We start from the raw sequence: 16,669 nt of genomic DNA, 5'->3' as shown, positions 1-16,669 counted from the left end.
GAGTTTTATATATGAAAGAAGTAAAATGCGACTGCGGCCATGTTAATCCCATAGGTACTATACTATGTGAGTCGTGCGGGAAGGTATTGGAAGAAAAAGAAAAAGACAAGAAACTTCTCGATATGCGGTATGAAGGCAGTGCACGCCGCTCGCAAACCTATAATAAAACGATAATTGATAAGATATGGAATTTCTTCTCATCTGTTAAGGTTGGAGTCTGGCTGATCGTAATAACGCTGATAGCATCAGCCGTTGGAACTATACTGCCTCAGGAAATGTATATTCCGCCAATCATGCCTGCTGAAGAATATTACGAAGATCAATATGGATGGATTGGTAAATTATACTACGATCTTGGATTTCATAATCTATACAGCTCATGGTGGTATTTGATTTTGATTGCCTCAATCGGTATATCTCTTGTAATCTGCAGTCTGGATAGGGTTGTCCCTTTGTATAGAGCTTTAAAAAAGCAGAAGGTAAGCCGTCATGAAAGCTATCTGCAGCGCCAGAGGGTTTTTGGTGCCTCACAGCCTGAAGATACTGATAAGGCCTTCACAATGGCAAAAGAAAAATTAAAATCCAAGAAATACAGCATCCGGGAAGAGAATGGAAACATCCTTGCTGAAAAGGGACGTTTCTCAAGATGGGGCCCATACGTTAACCATGTGGGGCTTATCATATTTTTAATTGGAGGAATGCTCCGTTTTGTACCGGGCATGTATGTTGACAAAATTCTTTGGATCCGGGAAGGCGAAACAAAGGTAATTCCGGAAACCAATGGTGAATATTACCTTAAAAATGATGGCTTCATCCTTGAAATGTATGATAAAGAGAAAGATAACGAAGTGTTTGGGGAAGCGATTGACAAAGCAGGAATGGTAGCTAAAAATTATCAGTCCAATGTCATTCTTTATAAAAAACAGGGCGATACTGTTGCAGGTGAAGAGGCTGATCTCAAGAAAGTTAAGGACTATGAAATTAAGGTAAATAAACCTCTGAAATTTGAGAACTTTGCATTATACCAAGTAGATTATAAACTTAATGAACTTAACAAAATGTCATTTGCCCTTACAAATAAAAAAACGGGTGAGGAATACGGGGATTTAACAGTCGACCTGAATCATCCACAGGATGAATATGATCTTGGAAATGGCTATAAAGCAGAAGTTGTCAGCTATTTTCCCGATTTTGAATTTGATGAAAATGGAGAACCTGTTACAAAGTCCAGAATCCCAAATAATCCTGCCTTTGTTTTTAAAATGTTTACTCCGGATAAGCCTGATGGCGAAATAAGTTTTGTTGCGATCAGACAGACTATTGAACCATTCGGCGATAATGAATACAAGATGGCCTTTAAAGGCATAGATACTAAAAATGTATCGGCCCTGACCGTCCGAAAAGATTTAACATTATGGATTATCGCATTGGGCGGCGTTATTTTCATGATAGGTGTTGCACAGGGATCTTATTGGAACCATCGGAGAGTTTGGCTGCGCCGTGTGAATGGAGAGGTGTGGGTAGCAGGACACACTAACAAAAACTGGCATGGACTAAAAAGGGAAATTGAAGCAGCATTGGATGGAACCGGAATTACGATGCCGGAAGATCAGCTGCAAAATCAAAGTGAAAAGAAAGGCTAAGGAGGAATCTGAGTGGTTACAATAAGCAGCAATTTACTATACACAGCTTTTATCCTCTATTTAATTGCTACTGTCTTTTTTGCCGGCTCTATAAAGGATAAGAATAGAACGAAACAAGGGCCAAACAGATGGGCAGCAATTGGATTATGGATCTCGATTATCGGGTTTGCTGCACAGCTTGGCTACTTTATTACAAGGTGGATTGCAGCCGGGCATGCGCCTGTCAGCAACCTTTTCGAATTTACAACATTCTTTGGAATGTCACTTGTTGGTGCTTTTATAGTGATTTACTTAATTTATAAAACACCTATTTTAGGAGTCTTTACGCTCCCGGTTGCGGTACTGATGATTGCTTATGCAAGTATGTTTCCGCGGGAAGTTTCACCGCTGATCCCCGCCCTGCAGAGTGATTGGCTTCATATTCACGTTACAACAGCTGCAGTTGGGCAGGCTATTTTGGCTGTAAGCTTCGCTGCCGGATTAATTTATTTGGTAAAATCAGTGGATCAAACTAAGCAAAGCAAACAGAGATTCTGGCTTGAAGCCGTTATGTTTGGCCTGGTTTGCACACTTGGGTTTATTGTTATAAGCTCAGGCTTCTCAGCTTCAGGCTACAAAGCAGAATTTAACTGGATTGATAAGAACGGTCAGGAAGATGTTCTGGAATATCATATGCCTGCTTTAACAGGTCCTCACGACGGTCAGCTGATTACGGAAGGTAAATTTGAACCGCTGGCGGAAATGCCTGCAATTATTAATGCAAAAAAATTAAATACCGTTATATGGTCTTTGGCTTCAGGTGTTCTTCTATATCTTGCTTTAAGATTGATTCTCCGCAAAAGGGTGGGAGCAGCACTTCAGCCGCTTGCCAAAAATATTAATCTTGATTTGGTTGACGAGATCGCTTACCGTTCAGTATTAATAGGATTTCCGGTCTTTACACTAGGAGCTTTGATTTTTGCCATGATATGGGCACAAATTGCCTGGACCCGTTTCTGGGGATGGGATCCAAAGGAAGTATGGGCTCTCATCACCTTCCTATTTTACGCTGCCTACCTGCACCTTCGCCTTTCAAAGGGCTGGCATGGCGAAAAGTCTGCATGGCTCGCTGTAATCGGATTTATCATTATTATGTTTAATCTGGTTGCGGTAAACCTGGTCATTGCCGGATTGCACTCCTACGCTGGATCATAACAAGAAAAGCGGAGGCGCCTTGCTCACCCCCGACCAGCACAAGACGAGCCTTCCGGAAAGGCGTTCTTTGCCTTTTTGGAAGGATTGGCTTGTGACCTCGAGGGGGTAGGCGCTGGAGCTAGACCGTTCCCAAAATTCAAAGATAATATTCCTGATATTAATCATACAAGCCTTCACTTCACAATAGTGAAGGCTTTAATTAAAGATTTTAATCTTGTAAAATTTAGTGTTTTTCTGCTTTGTATACTATATTTCACCGCTGAGTTGATTGGAGCCTACGGGAGTATCGTACCAGGAAGAGACCCCGCAGACGCAGAGCGTCGAGGAGGCTCCCGGTAGCCCCGTGGGAAAGCTTGAGTGCCTGCAGCGGAAATCAACGGGCAGAATCCTTTAGCAAAAATGAATTTTGAAAAGAGCCAATTCTATTGACGTTAGGGGGACTTGAAAATGGAAAACCAAGTGAAAATATTGCTAGTGGATGATGAAGAAAGAATCCGCCGATTATTGAAGATGTACCTTGAGCGTGAAAATTTTTCAATTGATGAAGCAGAGAATGGAAACCAGGCTTTGTCAAAAGCCCTGGCAAATGATTATGATGTTATCCTATTGGATTTAATGATGCCCGGCAAAGACGGTATAGAAGTCTGCAGAGAACTGAGAGAAAAAAAAGCTACTCCCGTGATCATGCTTACAGCTAAAGGGGAAGAAGTTAATCGCGTACAGGGCTTTGAAGTCGGCACTGATGATTATATCGTAAAGCCTTTCAGTCCTAGGGAAGTTGTGCTGCGTGTTAAGGCTTTATTGCGCAGATCTTCTAAAACTACTTACCTGCAGACAGAAACAACAGCAAAAGATGTAATCGTATTTCCTCATCTAACGATCGATAATGATGCTCACAAAGTATTGGCTGATGGAAAAGAAGTCAGTTTGACGCCAAAGGAATATGAACTCCTTTATTTCCTGGCAAAGGCGCCCGATAAGGTGTTTGACAGGGAGCATCTGCTTAAAGAAGTATGGCATTATGAATTTTTTGGAGATTTGAGAACAGTTGATACTCATGTGAAGCGCTTGCGTGAAAAACTGAATAAAGTTTCTGAGCAGGCTGCCAGAATGATTGTCACCGTTTGGGGAGTGGGCTACAAGTTTGAGGTTATTAATGAATGATGCTCTTTAGGAGTGTTGCCGGAAAGCTTTGGGGCACAATTCTTTTATTAGTTTCCTTTGTACTGCTGATTTTAACAGTTATGCTGCTTGAATTTTTTGAGAATTACCATATAAATGAAACAGAAAAAGGATTATCGAATACTGCCCATAAAATAACCAGAATTTTAAAAGAACATAATCGTGATGTCGGTTTGGAGATTTCCTGGGAGCTTGTCGATGATGTTACAAAAGTAGTCATTATTAACTCGCCGAAAGAGTACTACTATTCTCCAAACCATACAGATTCATTAAAACTGCCCATTTCCTACCTCACCGAGGAAGATGATTTAAAAGAAGTTCTTACGAAAGACAAGACTGTAAAAAAAGTAACATCCGTTAATCCGGAGTATACAGACGTATCTGCAGATGACGACAGCAAAATTCTAATCATTGGAGTCCCGCTTGAAGGTGACGGCAGCAATGGAGCCGTTTTTATTTATCAGTCCATTGAGGTAATGCATGAAACATTGCGTTCAACCACAAAGTTTATTTTGCTGGCTGCGGGTGTAGCCATCATTTTAACAACCATCTTTGCTTTTTTCTTATCGACAAGAATCAATGCTCCGCTGAGAAAAATGAAAGAAGCTGCCTTTGAGGTAGCAAGAGGTAAATTTGATACAAAAGTTCCGATTCTGACTAATGATGAGGTTGGCGAATTAGCCATGGCTTTTAATCAAATGGGCAGACAGCTGAAATTTAATATGAATGCCTTAAGCCAGGAAAAAGAACAGCTGGCAAGCATTTTAAGCGGGATGGCTGATGGGGTAATCACCTTCAACCGGGATGGAACGATCCTGATCACCAATCCTCCTGCAGAGCGTTTTCTGCAAAGCTGGTTTTATGAGCTGGATGACATCGAGAATAATACAGAGGAAGTCCCTTCCAAAGTGATGGAGCTCTTCCAGCTTGCTGTTAATACTGAGAAGGAACAGATTGGTGAAATCCCAATACAGGGACGTTCATGGGTGATAATCGTCAGCCCTCTTTATAATAATAAATATATTAGGGGAGCGGTTGCAGTTATCAGGGATATGACGGAGGAGCGTAAGCTTGATAAGCTCCGCAACGATTTTATAGCTAATGTTTCTCATGAATTAAGAACACCAATTTCGATGATGCAAGGATATAGTGAAGCGATCGTCGATGATATTGCCGGAACGGATGAAGAGAAAAAAGAGATGGCAAGTGTCATTTATGATGAATCCCTTAGAATGGGCCGGCTTGTGAACGAATTGCTTGATCTTGCCAGAATGGAAGCTGGGCATATTCAGCTGACAATGGAAGAAACTGATGTAAACTCCTTTCTGCAAAGAATCACCAGGAAATTTCAGGGGCTCGCAAAAGAGAAGGAAATTAACCTGGAACATGATTTGCAAAGCAAAAATTTATCTATTCAATTTGATCCGGACAGAATAGAACAGGTTATGACCAATCTGATTGATAATGCCATCCGGCATACCCCCCATAACGGAGAGGTTAAAGTTATCGAACGGAGTGATGAACGGGGATTGCTTATCGAAGTGAAAGATTCTGGCTCGGGAATCCCTGAAGAAGACCTGCCCTTTGTATTTGAGCGTTTTTACAAAGCTGACAAAGCAAGGACACGGGGCCGCTCCGGAACTGGCCTTGGACTAGCCATTGCCAAAAATATTATTGAAGCTCATAAAGGTCATATTACCGTTCAAAGCAAGACCGGACATGGTACGACATTTTCAATATTTATCCCTCGAAATGACGGATAAAGACGGGAATTGTGGCGATTGTTCTTGATACACGGGAAACAATTAATTATAGGCCGGGGAAGGAGATGCAAGAATTTCCTTCCCTTTCTTTTTGAATTATAATGAAAAGGCATTGGCCATTCGTATCTGCAGGAAGGGAGTAATCCTCCACCTAAACAGGCTCTTGCGCTTTTCTGCACAATAATAATATAGTAAAACTGTAACTTTTTTTAGAGAGAGAACGACTATTTTATTGAACGGGGAGGGGAATTCATGGACTCCGTTTTTGATGAACTTTATAAAAAATACCATCAGGACGTTTTTCAATTTCTTTTTTATATGGTCAAAAACAAGGAACTGGCTGAGGATTTAGTCCAGGAAGTCTATATAAGAGTATTAAAGTCATATGAAAGATTTGAAGGGAAAAGCAGCGAAAAAACATGGCTCTTTTCAATTGCGCGGAATGTTGCCATTGATTCCTTTCGCAAGCAAAAGGGCTGGAAACAAAAGATTATGGAGAAATTTGACTGGTCAACTCAGCAGGTAAAGGATGAACTCCCCTTGCCTGATGAAATTGCTGTTCAACGGGAAGAAATCCAGATGATCTATCGCTGTCTGGATTTATGCACCATTGACCAGAGGCTAGTCATTATTATGAGATATATACATGAACTCACCATTACAGAAACAGCTGATTCACTTGGCTGGACGGAAAGTAAGGTAAAGACAACACAGCACCGTGCGTTAAAGGTGTTGAAAAATCATATGGAACATTTTAAGGCAAAGGAGGGATTGGATAATGAAGGAATCAAAATGGAGCGATGAGCAGCTTCAGGAATTGCTGAGCCAGATGCCTAAGATAAAAGATAGTCGAGACCCGAAAGAAATCTATCAAACCATACAAATCAAGATGGGCAAACAAAAGAAAAGAACATGGGTCATGCCTGCTGCAGCAGCGGCTGCTGCATTGCTCCTGCTTTTCATTCTTGCCCCGAACCTTATGAATTGGCAGGAGTCTGCTGATAATCAAGTCGAAATTCAATCAGATCAGACACAATCATCTGAACAAATAACCGGTGACAATTACAGTATATCGGAAGCCAAAGACGAAGATTCAGACCCGGAACCTCTTGCAAAAGAAGCAGATCCACAAGAGGATCATGCGCAGCTTTCCGGTGACCCGGAAAAAGAATCTAGCAATGATATAAGCATGAAGTCTGTTTCATCCGAAGCAAGCCCTACTGCCGTTTATGAAGAAGACTTGGCAGGAAAAGAAGTCCTAACCTATGCAATTCCGGATAAGGAAGCTCAAAATATTGTACCTGTCAGCGTTCTGGTTGATAATGACCCGGCCAGGACGAAATTTGCTCTGTTTGAAGACACGATGAGCAAACTTACTGAAGATGCATGGGGTTTAGATGATTACTATCCCTTAAAAGCAAATTTAACTCATGACCAGGAAAATAACATCCTGACAGTTGATGTGCCGGCGGATCACCCATATAGTATTTCCTCCACCTCAGAGTTACTTTTAGAGAAGGTTTTGGCGAATATCATGAACAATTTAGATATAGAAAAGATTAACCTCAGAACGGAAGGGAAAGTCGGCATTGAGTTCGGCCATTATGGATATAGAGACGAATTTATACCGGAAAATAGCAATGGTAACTTAATTTATTATTTCTTATATCCTAATGGTGCGGATTCAACACCATTCCTGGTGCCGTTAAGAGAAGAGCTCAATTCGGTAAAAGATGCTCTGAAAGCCATGAAACAAAATAGGACTGAAAATAATTTACAGGCATCCATACCGGATGATGTTGATTTTGAAATAGAAGAAATAAAGGATGGCAAACTCAAAATCCGTTTTAATAATGAATCAGAAATAATCGATAATGCACCAACACTTCATGCGATCGAAGCAATCCTTCTTACGGCAAAAGACTTTGATTTCGACACGGTCAAATTAGAAAATGCAGATGTTGATAAAATAGGCAAGTTTGATCTTACTGAGGAATTAAAGGTACCTGTAGCAGCTAATAAACGAGATTTGCCAAATTAGAAAGGCGGCCCTATGTGGCCGTCTTTTCCATTTTAGGATAAAGTTCCTCCATATCTGCATAAAAACCTTGCTGCTGGAAGAATACTAATCACTGTGCTTTTATGAGCTTCATTATTAATTGTTCTAAAAGAGTACAAGCTGTCATAGGGTGAAAGAGAGTGCGGATAGAAAGCGCTCGACGGATATTTCAGCTGACATCATAGGAGGAAAAGAATGAAGGATTACATAAGGCGTTTCTTTATCGCAGGAATAATGGCTCTTTGTGTGAGTCTGCTATTTCTGGGAGGGAAGCATTCTAAAGCTGCTGAGCCAAAAATTTCTGAGTTGACAGAGCATTGGGTATGGCCGGCAGATGGTGTAATTACGGACACGTATGGTACAAGAAGTGGTCAGCATAAGGGCATTGATATTGCCGGAGATTCCGGTTCTCCGGTTTATGCCGCTGACGCTGGAATTGTGTCCAGGTCGTATTACTCTCAAACATACGGAAATGTAATATTTATTAAACATAACAACCAAACCGAAACAGTATACGCCCATCTGAATAAACGATTATCTGCTGAAGGCGACAAAGTTTCGCTCGGACAGAAAATCGGATTGATGGGAAGTACGGGTGACTCTTCAGGAGTCCATCTTCATTTTGAAATACATGCGCAGGCATGGACAGCTGATAAAATAAATGCAATGGATCCCTCTGTGGCATTTGGCATGGGAGAAGTTGGACAAGCTGTAAATGCAGCGGCAAGAACTGAAAACGCACGTGAAGTTTCAGCCCGGCCGTCTAATTTTAATTCTGGGCAAATAACAAATGATTCCGGGGAAACCTACCATATAGTTAAAACCGGGGAAACATTATGGTCCATCGCTGCACACTATAATCTGCAGCCCGTTGATATTGCCGGTTTAAATAATATTAATCCTGATCACATTCTTACAGGTCAAAAACTGATGATAAAACCCGGCAAATTTAGTGAATACACTGTTAAGCAAGGCGATACATTAACTTCTATAGCGAAAATGCATGATACAACAGCAGAAGCTATTAAAGAGTTAAACAATTCAAATTCAGATGTTATCAAAATTGGACAAATTCTAATCATTCACAAAAAATAGAATAGAAATGATTGCACCGCTTTACTCCCTTAAAGTATAATGGGTAAAAAACTGGGGGAGTTAGAGAAATGCTTACAGACTATCATAACCATCTTGAAAATGGCACGTTAAGCCTGGATTATTTAAAAAAATTCACAGATGCTGCTGCCCAAAAAGGGATTGAATCTTTTGGGATTTCGGAACATGCATATCATTTCTATCAGACAGCAGACATTCTGCAAAATCCATGGGTAAACGAAAGACGATTTTATGATATGAAAGACTATGTGAATGTTTTTCAAGAAGCGTGGAGTAATAACAAAGATGTGAAAATGTCAATAGAAATGGACTATACGCCGGGCAAGCATGATGAAATGACGAAGTTTATTAACAGTTACTCATTTGATTATGTAATTGGATCCATACATTGGGTTGGAGATTTCGGCATAGATCTTGCTGAATTTAGAAAAGAATGGGATAAACGGGATCTTTATGAGATATATAGGAAGTATTTTGATCAAGTGGTCACACTGGCCCAATCCAATTTATTTGATATTGTAGGCCATTTAGACCTCGTGAAAATCTTTAAATATGTTCCTAAGGACGAAGAGTTTTTGCTGGAGCAGTATGATCGTGCAGCCAATGCACTGGCAGAATCCAAGACATGTGTAGAGATCAGCACAGCCGGTCTGCGAAAGCCAGTCGGTGAACTATACCCGGACAAAAGGCTCCTGCAGAAATGCTATGAGAAAAATATCCCGATTGTACTTTCATCTGATGCGCACTTTCCTGAACATGTAGGTGCCGATTTTGATAAGGCAATTGCTCTTGCAAAAGAAGTGGGATATGAGTCCATCATGACTTTTTCCAAAGGAGAAAGAAAGGAATATCCGCTTAGATAATGCAAAAGGGATGGCAGAGCCTCCCTTTTTTGTATTATCCAGAAACATTTTAATAGGTATGGACATGGATATATATATGTTTCAAATCCATACAGATAAACAAATCCCTTCACAGAATAACTTTTTTTCAGTATAATTAATCTGTATAAATAAATACGGTCTATCTTCGGGGCAGGGTGAAATTCCCGACCGGCGGTGATGGGTTAATCTTAACTCTAAGCCCGCGAGCCTGAGAGAAGCGTTTTGGTCGAAAAACGCTTTGCATTTAATTGGGCAGGATTTGGTGCGATTCCAAAGCCGACAGTACAGTCTGGATGGGAGAAGATGGAGGTTCTGCAGACGTTCAAAAAATGCAGGTTTTGAACGTTATTAAGCATGCCTTTGCAACACTCCCTCAAGTTATTTTAGCTTGAGGGTTATTTATTGCGAAGATATTTGCTTAGCCGAACCTTTCTTCTATAGGAGAGATAGTCCTAAAAAGGAGAGAGGAACTTGAAAAAACTTAATATCAAATCAATGGTTGCCATCGGAATGCTAAGCAGCATCTCTTATGTATTAATGCTGCTCAATTTTCCAATTCCGCCGTTTCCGCAATTTTTGATGATTGACTTCAGCGATATTCCTGCATTAATCGCAGCGTTAATCTTTGGCCCGGCAGCAGGAATATTAGTGGAGCTTATTAAAAATATTCTTGATTACTTCATGACTGGGAGTGCAACAGGGGTACCTGTCGGACATATTGCAAACTTTGCGGCAGGCATTTTGTTCGTCTTGCCTACTTATTATGTATACAGCAAGCTGAAGACCAAAAAAGGCATGACGTTTGGGCTCGTAATCGGCACCATGGTTATGGCTGTTATTATGAGTGTGCTTAATTACGTTGTCATTCTGCCGGCATATACATTCTTCCTGAATTTCCCGGCAATGTCAGCGCCTGAAATGAGAACAATGATTGTTACAGGGATATTGCCATTCAATATTCTAAAAGGAATTATTATTTCAATTGTTTTCATGCTCATTTTTACACGCATGAGAACCTGGGTAGAAAAGCAGGCTGTATTAAAAAGTGCAGCATAATGAATATATAAATTTAAAGCAGCGGCAAATGTTCCGCTGCTTTTTCAATTTGTAAGCCAAAAAACTCCCTTTCTAGTTGAAAGGGAGCAGTAGCTTAACAAAGATTAGAGTATGGCTGAGGGATTATTCGTATTTAAGCGGGTCGCCATCAAAAGCGTCATCAGCAACTTTGATTGAATCGGTTGGGCAGCCTTCGAATGCATCCATCATATCGTCCATCAATACATCTGGAATCTCAACGATACCCTGGTTATCATCAAGGGTAACAAATGCGATGCCTTCATCATCGTAATCATAAATGTCCGGTGCAGCTGCGCCGCAAGCTCCACATGCAATGCATGTTTCTTTGTCAACAATTGTATACTTTGCCATGAAAAAAACCTCCCAAGAATTAAACAATTAATCTCCCATCAAGATGATGGTAACACATTCCTCACATCCTATTGTAAAACTGTATGTTCAACTTTTCAATAGAAAATGTATTGAGAATGCTTATCACATAAGGGTTTAGGCATAATTTACCCTGTTAGAAATAATTAAAACGGCCTGCCGATTTCTTTCATGATAAAATAGAAGTAAGAAAAAGAAGGTAATGAAAAAATAAAAAATCTTAAGCCGTAAGGTGAACATAATGCAAAGAGCTTATTTGAAATCTGTAATAATGTACTGTGTTAACGAGTTGCAGGGACAAAGAACTATATATTCCATTTTACATTTGCTTAATGGAAAAAAGTCTTCCCAGACCATCCAAGATGCTCATCTATTTCAACTAACCCCGTTTTTTCGTACATTTGGAAATTTAAGCAGGGGAGTACTGGACCATCTTGCAGAAGAAATCCTAAGCAGCAGCTGGATGACTGCCATTGATGAAAAGCATTACATTTTAACTGAAGAAGGGAAGAAAGAGCTCGAAAGATCTCTTTTAGAATGTCCAATACCTTCATCATTAAACGGATGGCTGTATCATAGTACAGGTGAATTGTTTTGGGAGAGGATTACACTTTTAATTCAGGTAATATCCCACTTAAATAATAACAATGTAAAGTACCTTCCTATCCAAAGAAAAAGAGATATTCATGAATGGCTGAAAGACTTTCTGGGGAAATCTGGATTTTCCCGCGGTGAAGTTGGGGTTATGCTGTACAAGGAACTTGGTCAGTGCCTTGAAGATCTGAATAATATTAATCCTGCTGTGCTTACATTGAGGCTGACAGGCTATAACCGTATTGGCCTCACAGCTGTTCAGGCTTCTGAACAGCTTGGAATCAGCCAGGATTATTACCACCATCAGTTCCTTGGGGCTATTCATCATATACTGGCAAGCGGAAGAGATAATTCTGCCGAATATCCGCTTATCAATAAGATCGTTAGCGATGCAGGAAATGAAGTTCAGCTAACATTGTCTGCCCAAAAGACTTACACAATGTTAAAACAGGGACTGGATTTGGATGATATAGCTAAAATGAGAAGATTGAAAAAAAGTACAATTGAGGATCATATTGTGGAAGTAGCATTAAACGACAGCTGCTTTAATATCACACGTTATGTCTCCGAGGAAAAACAGAAGCTGATCCTTCATGCAGCCAATCGTGCTGATTCAATGCAATTAAAGCAAATACGTCAAATAGTGCCTGAATCCGATTATTTTGAAATCAGATTAGTAATGGCAAAGCTTGGAGAGGGACAATGAGATTGGACGAACTATTGGAAAGAAAATTTGGATATTCTGCCTTCAGACCTGGACAAAAGGAAATCATTGAATCCGTGCTCGCAGGCAGGAATACTGTTGCCATGCTGCCTACAGGTACAGGTAAATCCCTTTGTTATCAGCTGCCGGGATATATGATTGAAGGCCAGGTAATTATTATTTCTCCTTTGCTGTCCCTGATGCAGGATCAGGCAGAACAGCTCATGATGAATGGAGAAAAAAAGGTGATAGCATTCAATTCTTTTCTATCCCGTTCTGAAAAAAAGCAGGCATTAACTAATCTGGATCAGTATAAGTTTATCTTTATTTCACCCGAAATGCTTTATTTTGAATCAGTACAAACTCAGTTGAAAAAATTGCGCATCGCTTTATTTGTTGTTGATGAAGCACATTGTATCTCCCAATGGGGATATGATTTCAGGCCTGATTATTTAAAGCTTGGCGAAGTGAGACACAAGGTAGGGAACCCGGTTACACTTGCTTTAACTGCCACAGCTACGCATGAGGTTAAATCAGATATAAAAAAGTCACTCGGCATACTGGACTGCAGCGAAATTATTTATTCGGTTGACCGTCCTAATATAGCACTAACTGTAGAAAAGGCAGAAAATTTCCGTGTAAAAACAAAGAGGCTTGTGGAGCTTGCTGAGAGCCTTGAGGGTCCTGGCATTATATATTTTTCCAGCAAAAAAATGGCAGAACAAACAGCCGATATGCTGAGAGTAAATGGAGCTAAAAGAGTGATGGCTTATCATGGGGGAATGGACCAGGAAAGCCGCATCCTTGTGCAGCAGCAGTTTATCCATGGGCAGCTCGATCTTATTTGCGCTACAAGTGCCTTTGGCATGGGCATTAATAAAGAAAATATCCGGTATGTGATACACTTTCATATGCCTCTTCAGATTGAATCTTATTTGCAGGAAATTGGGCGGGCAGGAAGAGATGGAAAACAAAGTATAGCTATTATGCTCTATACACCCGGTGATGAGCAGCTTCCCATACAAATTGCAGAAAATGAATTTCCTGACAAGTCTCAAATTGATTGGATCAGCGGCTGGATGGAAGAAAACCCGAATGCGATCACGAATATCAGTGCTTATGAAGAACAAATTAAACAGTGTTCCGGTTTAACAGAAATTCAGTGGAGAATATTTTACGATTTTTTTGAACGGAAAGCCAAATCTGGACTGGGGTATAAAAGGATTCTGCAGGAAATGAATGGGTACTGCGAAGGCAGAATCAAATTGAAAAGAAATAGCATTGAGGAAGTGTATAGGTGGATACACAATAAAAATTGCCGGAGAGAAAATATACTTTCCTTTTTTGATGAGGAAAAAAATACCCTGGTCCAATACTGCTGTGATATATGCGGTTTGCAATTTGATGAATTCATAAGAAACACAAAATCAGATAATCAGGATAGTATGATTTATGATTGGAAAAATCATTTAGAATATCTCCTGATTCCAAGTGAGTGAACCGGATTGAAAAAAAAATACGAGGACATCATTAAGGAATTAACAGACAAGGAGCTATTATTCCATCTTTATCTTACTCAGGTGCTTATTTTAGCCATTGCTTTCATCTTTAGTATTATATTATTTAACAGCTTTAAGGAATTCCAGGCTCTTTTTGTACTTGATGATATTAATATTCTTGTCATTGGGGCAGCGGCGGGATTGACTGTTGTCCTGATTGATATTGTCTTGATGAAGCTCCTCCCTGAGGAAATGTATGATGACGGAGGGTTAAATAAGAAAATCTTTCAAAACCGCCATATTCTTCATATTGCTTTTATTGCAGCAGTGGTGGCAATAAGCGAAGAACTTTTGTTCAGAGGTGTCATTCAGACCCATTTTGGACTGGCAATTTCTAGTCTTATTTTTGCACTTGTTCATTATCGATATCTTTTTAATTGGTTTTTGTTTGTAAATATTATTACATTAAGCTTTTTTATAGGTTATATTTATCATATATCCAATAATTTGCTTGTTACGATTGTTATGCATTTTCTGATTGATTTTCTTCTGGGTATTCTTATTCGAAAACGGTACCTGAAAAAATCTAAAGAGGAAAAGGCAATGAACAAAGTAGATAACAGCAGCGTCAAATAAACTTCTTATGATTTTTTTTACAGGAAGGGATGAAACATGAGTAAAGAAGACCCATATAGAGATCAGGCTGAAAGACTCCGCAAGAGGATTGACAGAAAACAGGAGACGGGAGACAGCGTGCAAAAATCCGCTTTGCCGCCGCGGAGCCGTATACATCAGGAAAAAAGAAAAAAAAATAAATGGAGAGTTAAATACCCTGTTATTCGCTTGCTGGCTTTATTTTTTATCCTGCTCCCGATTACTATTTTCAGCATTTATCAATATGTAAGCAGTGATAAGAGCATTAATACCGGGTTAAATGCAGAATCTGAAGAAATAGGTTCTGAAACGGTCGTTTTTGCCACAAATGATGAAGGTGAAGGGACGACCATAGAAGCAAGAGAAGAGCAGGAAACTGAGAAACCTGAACAAGCTGAGAAACCTGAAAAAACTAAGAAAGCTGAAGAGTCACAAGAGAAAGATGATGCCAGCGACCAGCAGGAAAAACAGACTCCACAAAAGCCTGATGAAGAAGATAAAGGTTCTGAATCCGCTTCTGAAAAGCAGGCCCGGCAAACAGCTTCTGATCGTACAGACTCGTCGAAAACTGCCGGGACACAAGAAGAATTAAATAAGGAAGGCAAAGTTGTCTACCATACGGTTAAACCAAAGGAAACAATCTTTCGAATTGCCATGACCTATTATAAATCCCAATCCGGAATTGAAATAATAAAGCAAGCCAACAATTTGCCGTCAAATGAAATACAAACGGGCCAGGTATTAAAAATTCCGCTTGAGCAATAAACGAGTCTAAGACCATTTGCTGTCTTCTCTCCCAGTCATAGAATAATGTACAAGCTCATACATTATTATGAAAGGGAGGGAGCGTTTTTGGAATCGCCGATTAGAATGCTTGACGAACGTACAGACCAGGCAACAAGAAAAATGCTAGAGAAAGTTGTGGAGAGAAAACAAAAGTTTGATCGATTCAAGTCCTGGCATTTGATTGCCATGTGGGCGACCGTTTTTATATCCTTTTTATTCTTTTTTTATCTTTATAAAAGTGTTATGCAGCCTTACTCTTACTCGTTTGCATCGATGTTTTCGGCTTTTGTCAATCAGACTGAAAATTTCTATTTGCTTGTTTTTACGGTTGGCCTTTATGGGTTTATGAATCTTCTGAGAGAAAAAAGAGAAAAAGCAGAAAAAGAATTTCATGCACTAAGGTGTGAAATAATTGATAAGAGCAAAGATCTCTGGAAAAAAGAAGATGAATGGAAAAATCGCCATAACGTTTTCGAAATGATGAAAAAAAATTATGATATAAACCTTTATCATGAAAACAAATGAAAAATAAACCAAATGGAAAAAGAAGCAGCCTGCCTGCTTCTTTTTGTTAAGTATTTAGAAGAATTTCTTTTTATCCCGTTCTTCCTTTAGAATCTCAACGGCTTCTCTGAAGCGCTGTGAATGGATGATCTCTCTTTCTCTTAAAAACCGGAGTCCGTCATTTAGATCCGGATCATCACTCAAATTTATAATCCACTGATAGGTTGCCCTTGCTTTCTCTTCTGCGGCGATATCTTCGTATAAATCTGCTATTGGATCGCCTTTTGCCTGGATATAAGAAGCTGTCCACGGCACACCTGCAGCATTATGATAAAACAGAGCATTATCATGGTTAGCATAATGGGCATCCAGGCCGGCAGCCTTCATTTGATCAGGTGTAGCATCCTTCGTTAATTTGTAAATCATTGTCGCAATCATTTCCAGATGTGCAAACTCCTCTGTTCCTATATCTGTAAGTAGTCCGATGACCTTATCCGGTATAGTATAACGCTGATTCAAATATCTTAGTGCGGCAGCAAGTTCACCGTCCGCTCCCCCATATTGTTCTATTAGATACTTTGCCAGCTTAGGATTGCAAGTGCTTACCTTCACCGGGTATTGCAGTTTTTTTTCATAAACCCACAT

16 protein-coding genes and 1 riboswitch are annotated in these 16,669 nt (G+C 39.8%); of the genes, 14 read left to right on the top strand and 2 right to left on the bottom strand.

Translation table 11 applies throughout. The annotated features are described in order from the left end of the window. The first annotated feature begins 11 nt into the window (after positions 1-11). The 9 genes from resB (at position 12) to AC3WTL_RS18630 (ending at position 10,894) form a co-directional block, all read left to right on the top strand. Positions 12-1,643: a cytochrome c biogenesis protein ResB gene (resB, locus tag AC3WTL_RS18670; protein ID WP_197213639.1), complete on the top strand. Its 1,632-nt coding sequence runs from the start codon at positions 12-14 to the stop codon at positions 1,641-1,643. 12 nt (positions 1,644-1,655) lie between these two features. Continuing rightward, positions 1,656-2,837 carry a c-type cytochrome biogenesis protein CcsB gene (gene ccsB, locus AC3WTL_RS18665; RefSeq protein WP_197247605.1) on the top strand — a complete coding sequence of 394 codons (1,182 nt, stop codon included), beginning with the start codon at positions 1,656-1,658 and terminating at the stop codon, positions 2,835-2,837. A gap of 447 nt (positions 2,838-3,284) precedes the next feature. After that, positions 3,285-4,001, top strand: a complete 717-nt coding sequence (locus tag AC3WTL_RS18660) for a response regulator transcription factor (protein WP_048008128.1) — start codon at positions 3,285-3,287, stop codon at positions 3,999-4,001. Then, on the top strand, positions 3,998-5,782 hold the full coding sequence (locus tag AC3WTL_RS18655; protein ID WP_197213641.1) for an ATP-binding protein: 1,785 nt from the start codon (positions 3,998-4,000) through the stop codon (positions 5,780-5,782). The genes AC3WTL_RS18660 and AC3WTL_RS18655 overlap by 4 nt, the downstream gene beginning before the upstream one ends. A gap of 252 nt (positions 5,783-6,034) precedes the next feature. Then, a complete protein-coding gene (gene sigX, locus AC3WTL_RS18650; RefSeq protein ID WP_197208366.1) occupies positions 6,035-6,586 on the top strand; it encodes an RNA polymerase sigma factor SigX in 552 nt (183 codons plus the stop codon). Further along, entirely contained in the window at positions 6,561-7,823 is a 1,263-nt protein-coding gene (locus tag AC3WTL_RS18645) for an RsiX family anti-sigma factor (protein ID WP_248348527.1), read from the top strand. Before sigX ends, AC3WTL_RS18645 begins: the two co-directional genes overlap by 26 nt. A 213-nt stretch (positions 7,824-8,036) precedes the next feature. Then, positions 8,037-8,936: a M23 family metallopeptidase gene (locus tag AC3WTL_RS18640; protein ID WP_248348529.1), complete on the top strand. Its 900-nt coding sequence runs from the start codon at positions 8,037-8,039 to the stop codon at positions 8,934-8,936. Between the two features lie 68 nt (positions 8,937-9,004). Continuing rightward, positions 9,005-9,817: a histidinol-phosphatase gene (locus tag AC3WTL_RS18635; RefSeq protein WP_492369868.1), complete on the top strand. Its 813-nt coding sequence runs from the start codon at positions 9,005-9,007 to the stop codon at positions 9,815-9,817. 158 nt (positions 9,818-9,975) lie between these two features. After that, a riboswitch (FMN riboswitch) is annotated at positions 9,976-10,147 on the top strand. 162 nt (positions 10,148-10,309) lie between these two features. Next, complete coding sequence (locus AC3WTL_RS18630) at positions 10,310-10,894, top strand: ECF transporter S component (RefSeq protein WP_197213649.1); 585 nt, start codon at positions 10,310-10,312, stop codon at positions 10,892-10,894. Between the two features lie 123 nt (positions 10,895-11,017). Here the strand turns inward: AC3WTL_RS18630 and AC3WTL_RS18625 are convergent, their stop codons facing one another. Then, positions 11,018-11,266, bottom strand: a complete 249-nt coding sequence (locus tag AC3WTL_RS18625) for a ferredoxin (protein WP_048008135.1) — start codon at positions 11,264-11,266, stop codon at positions 11,018-11,020. A gap of 259 nt (positions 11,267-11,525) precedes the next feature. On the opposite strand from AC3WTL_RS18625, the gene AC3WTL_RS18620 reads away from it, so the two are divergent. The 5 genes from AC3WTL_RS18620 to AC3WTL_RS18600 all read left to right on the top strand — a co-directional run bounded on the left by AC3WTL_RS18620 (position 11,526) and on the right by AC3WTL_RS18600 (position 16,045). Further along, complete coding sequence (locus AC3WTL_RS18620; RefSeq protein WP_197213651.1) at positions 11,526-12,584, top strand: YpbB family protein; 1,059 nt, start codon at positions 11,526-11,528, stop codon at positions 12,582-12,584. Then, positions 12,581-14,080 (top strand): RecQ family ATP-dependent DNA helicase, encoded by a 1,500-nt coding sequence (locus tag AC3WTL_RS18615; RefSeq protein WP_492369867.1) that lies wholly within the window; start codon positions 12,581-12,583, stop codon positions 14,078-14,080. Before AC3WTL_RS18620 ends, AC3WTL_RS18615 begins: the two co-directional genes overlap by 4 nt. Before the next feature lie 6 nt (positions 14,081-14,086). Continuing rightward, positions 14,087-14,716 carry a CPBP family intramembrane glutamic endopeptidase gene (locus AC3WTL_RS18610; protein WP_252219334.1) on the top strand — a complete coding sequence of 210 codons (630 nt, stop codon included), beginning with the start codon at positions 14,087-14,089 and terminating at the stop codon, positions 14,714-14,716. A gap of 36 nt (positions 14,717-14,752) precedes the next feature. After that, positions 14,753-15,499 (top strand): LysM peptidoglycan-binding domain-containing protein, encoded by a 747-nt coding sequence (locus tag AC3WTL_RS18605; RefSeq protein ID WP_492369866.1) that lies wholly within the window; start codon positions 14,753-14,755, stop codon positions 15,497-15,499. Between the two features lie 87 nt (positions 15,500-15,586). Beyond that, the gene (locus tag AC3WTL_RS18600; protein ID WP_492369865.1) at positions 15,587-16,045 is read left to right on the top strand and encodes a YpbF family protein; all 459 of its coding nucleotides are present in this window, start codon (positions 15,587-15,589) and stop codon (positions 16,043-16,045) included. A gap of 54 nt (positions 16,046-16,099) precedes the next feature. Here AC3WTL_RS18600 and cotJC read toward each other — a convergent pair whose 3' ends face one another. Continuing rightward, entirely contained in the window at positions 16,100-16,669 is a 570-nt protein-coding gene (gene cotJC, locus AC3WTL_RS18595) for a spore coat protein CotJC (RefSeq protein ID WP_048008140.1), read from the bottom strand.

The sequence above is a fragment of the Cytobacillus sp. EB106-05-05-XG126 genome, assembly GCF_058791715.1.
Note: the sequence above shows the minus strand (reverse complement) of the source record. Positions and strands in the feature narration are given on the sequence as shown.

Excerpts from the sequence above, each read along its gene's own strand:
- resB (WP_197213639.1), top strand. The coding sequence starts at position 12 with ATGAAAGAAGTAAAATGCGACTGCGGCCATGTTAATCCCATAGGTACT.
- AC3WTL_RS18660 (WP_048008128.1), top strand. The coding sequence starts at position 3,285 with ATGGAAAACCAAGTGAAAATATTGCTAGTGGATGATGAAGAAAGAATC.
- AC3WTL_RS18655 (WP_197213641.1), top strand. The coding sequence starts at position 3,998 with ATGATGCTCTTTAGGAGTGTTGCCGGAAAGCTTTGGGGCACAATTCTT.
- sigX (WP_197208366.1), top strand. The coding sequence starts at position 6,035 with ATGGACTCCGTTTTTGATGAACTTTATAAAAAATACCATCAGGACGTT.
- AC3WTL_RS18645 (WP_248348527.1), top strand. The coding sequence starts at position 6,561 with ATGAAGGAATCAAAATGGAGCGATGAGCAGCTTCAGGAATTGCTGAGC.
- AC3WTL_RS18640 (WP_248348529.1), top strand. The coding sequence starts at position 8,037 with ATGAAGGATTACATAAGGCGTTTCTTTATCGCAGGAATAATGGCTCTT.
- AC3WTL_RS18635 (WP_492369868.1), top strand. The coding sequence starts at position 9,005 with ATGCTTACAGACTATCATAACCATCTTGAAAATGGCACGTTAAGCCTG.
- AC3WTL_RS18625 (WP_048008135.1), bottom strand. The coding sequence starts at position 11,266 with ATGGCAAAGTATACAATTGTTGACAAAGAAACATGCATTGCATGTGGA.
- AC3WTL_RS18620 (WP_197213651.1), top strand. The coding sequence starts at position 11,526 with ATGCAAAGAGCTTATTTGAAATCTGTAATAATGTACTGTGTTAACGAG.
- AC3WTL_RS18615 (WP_492369867.1), top strand. The coding sequence starts at position 12,581 with ATGAGATTGGACGAACTATTGGAAAGAAAATTTGGATATTCTGCCTTC.
- AC3WTL_RS18605 (WP_492369866.1), top strand. The coding sequence starts at position 14,753 with ATGAGTAAAGAAGACCCATATAGAGATCAGGCTGAAAGACTCCGCAAG.
- cotJC (WP_048008140.1), bottom strand. The coding sequence starts at position 16,669 with ATGTGGGTTTATGAAAAAAAACTGCAATACCCGGTGAAGGTAAGCACT.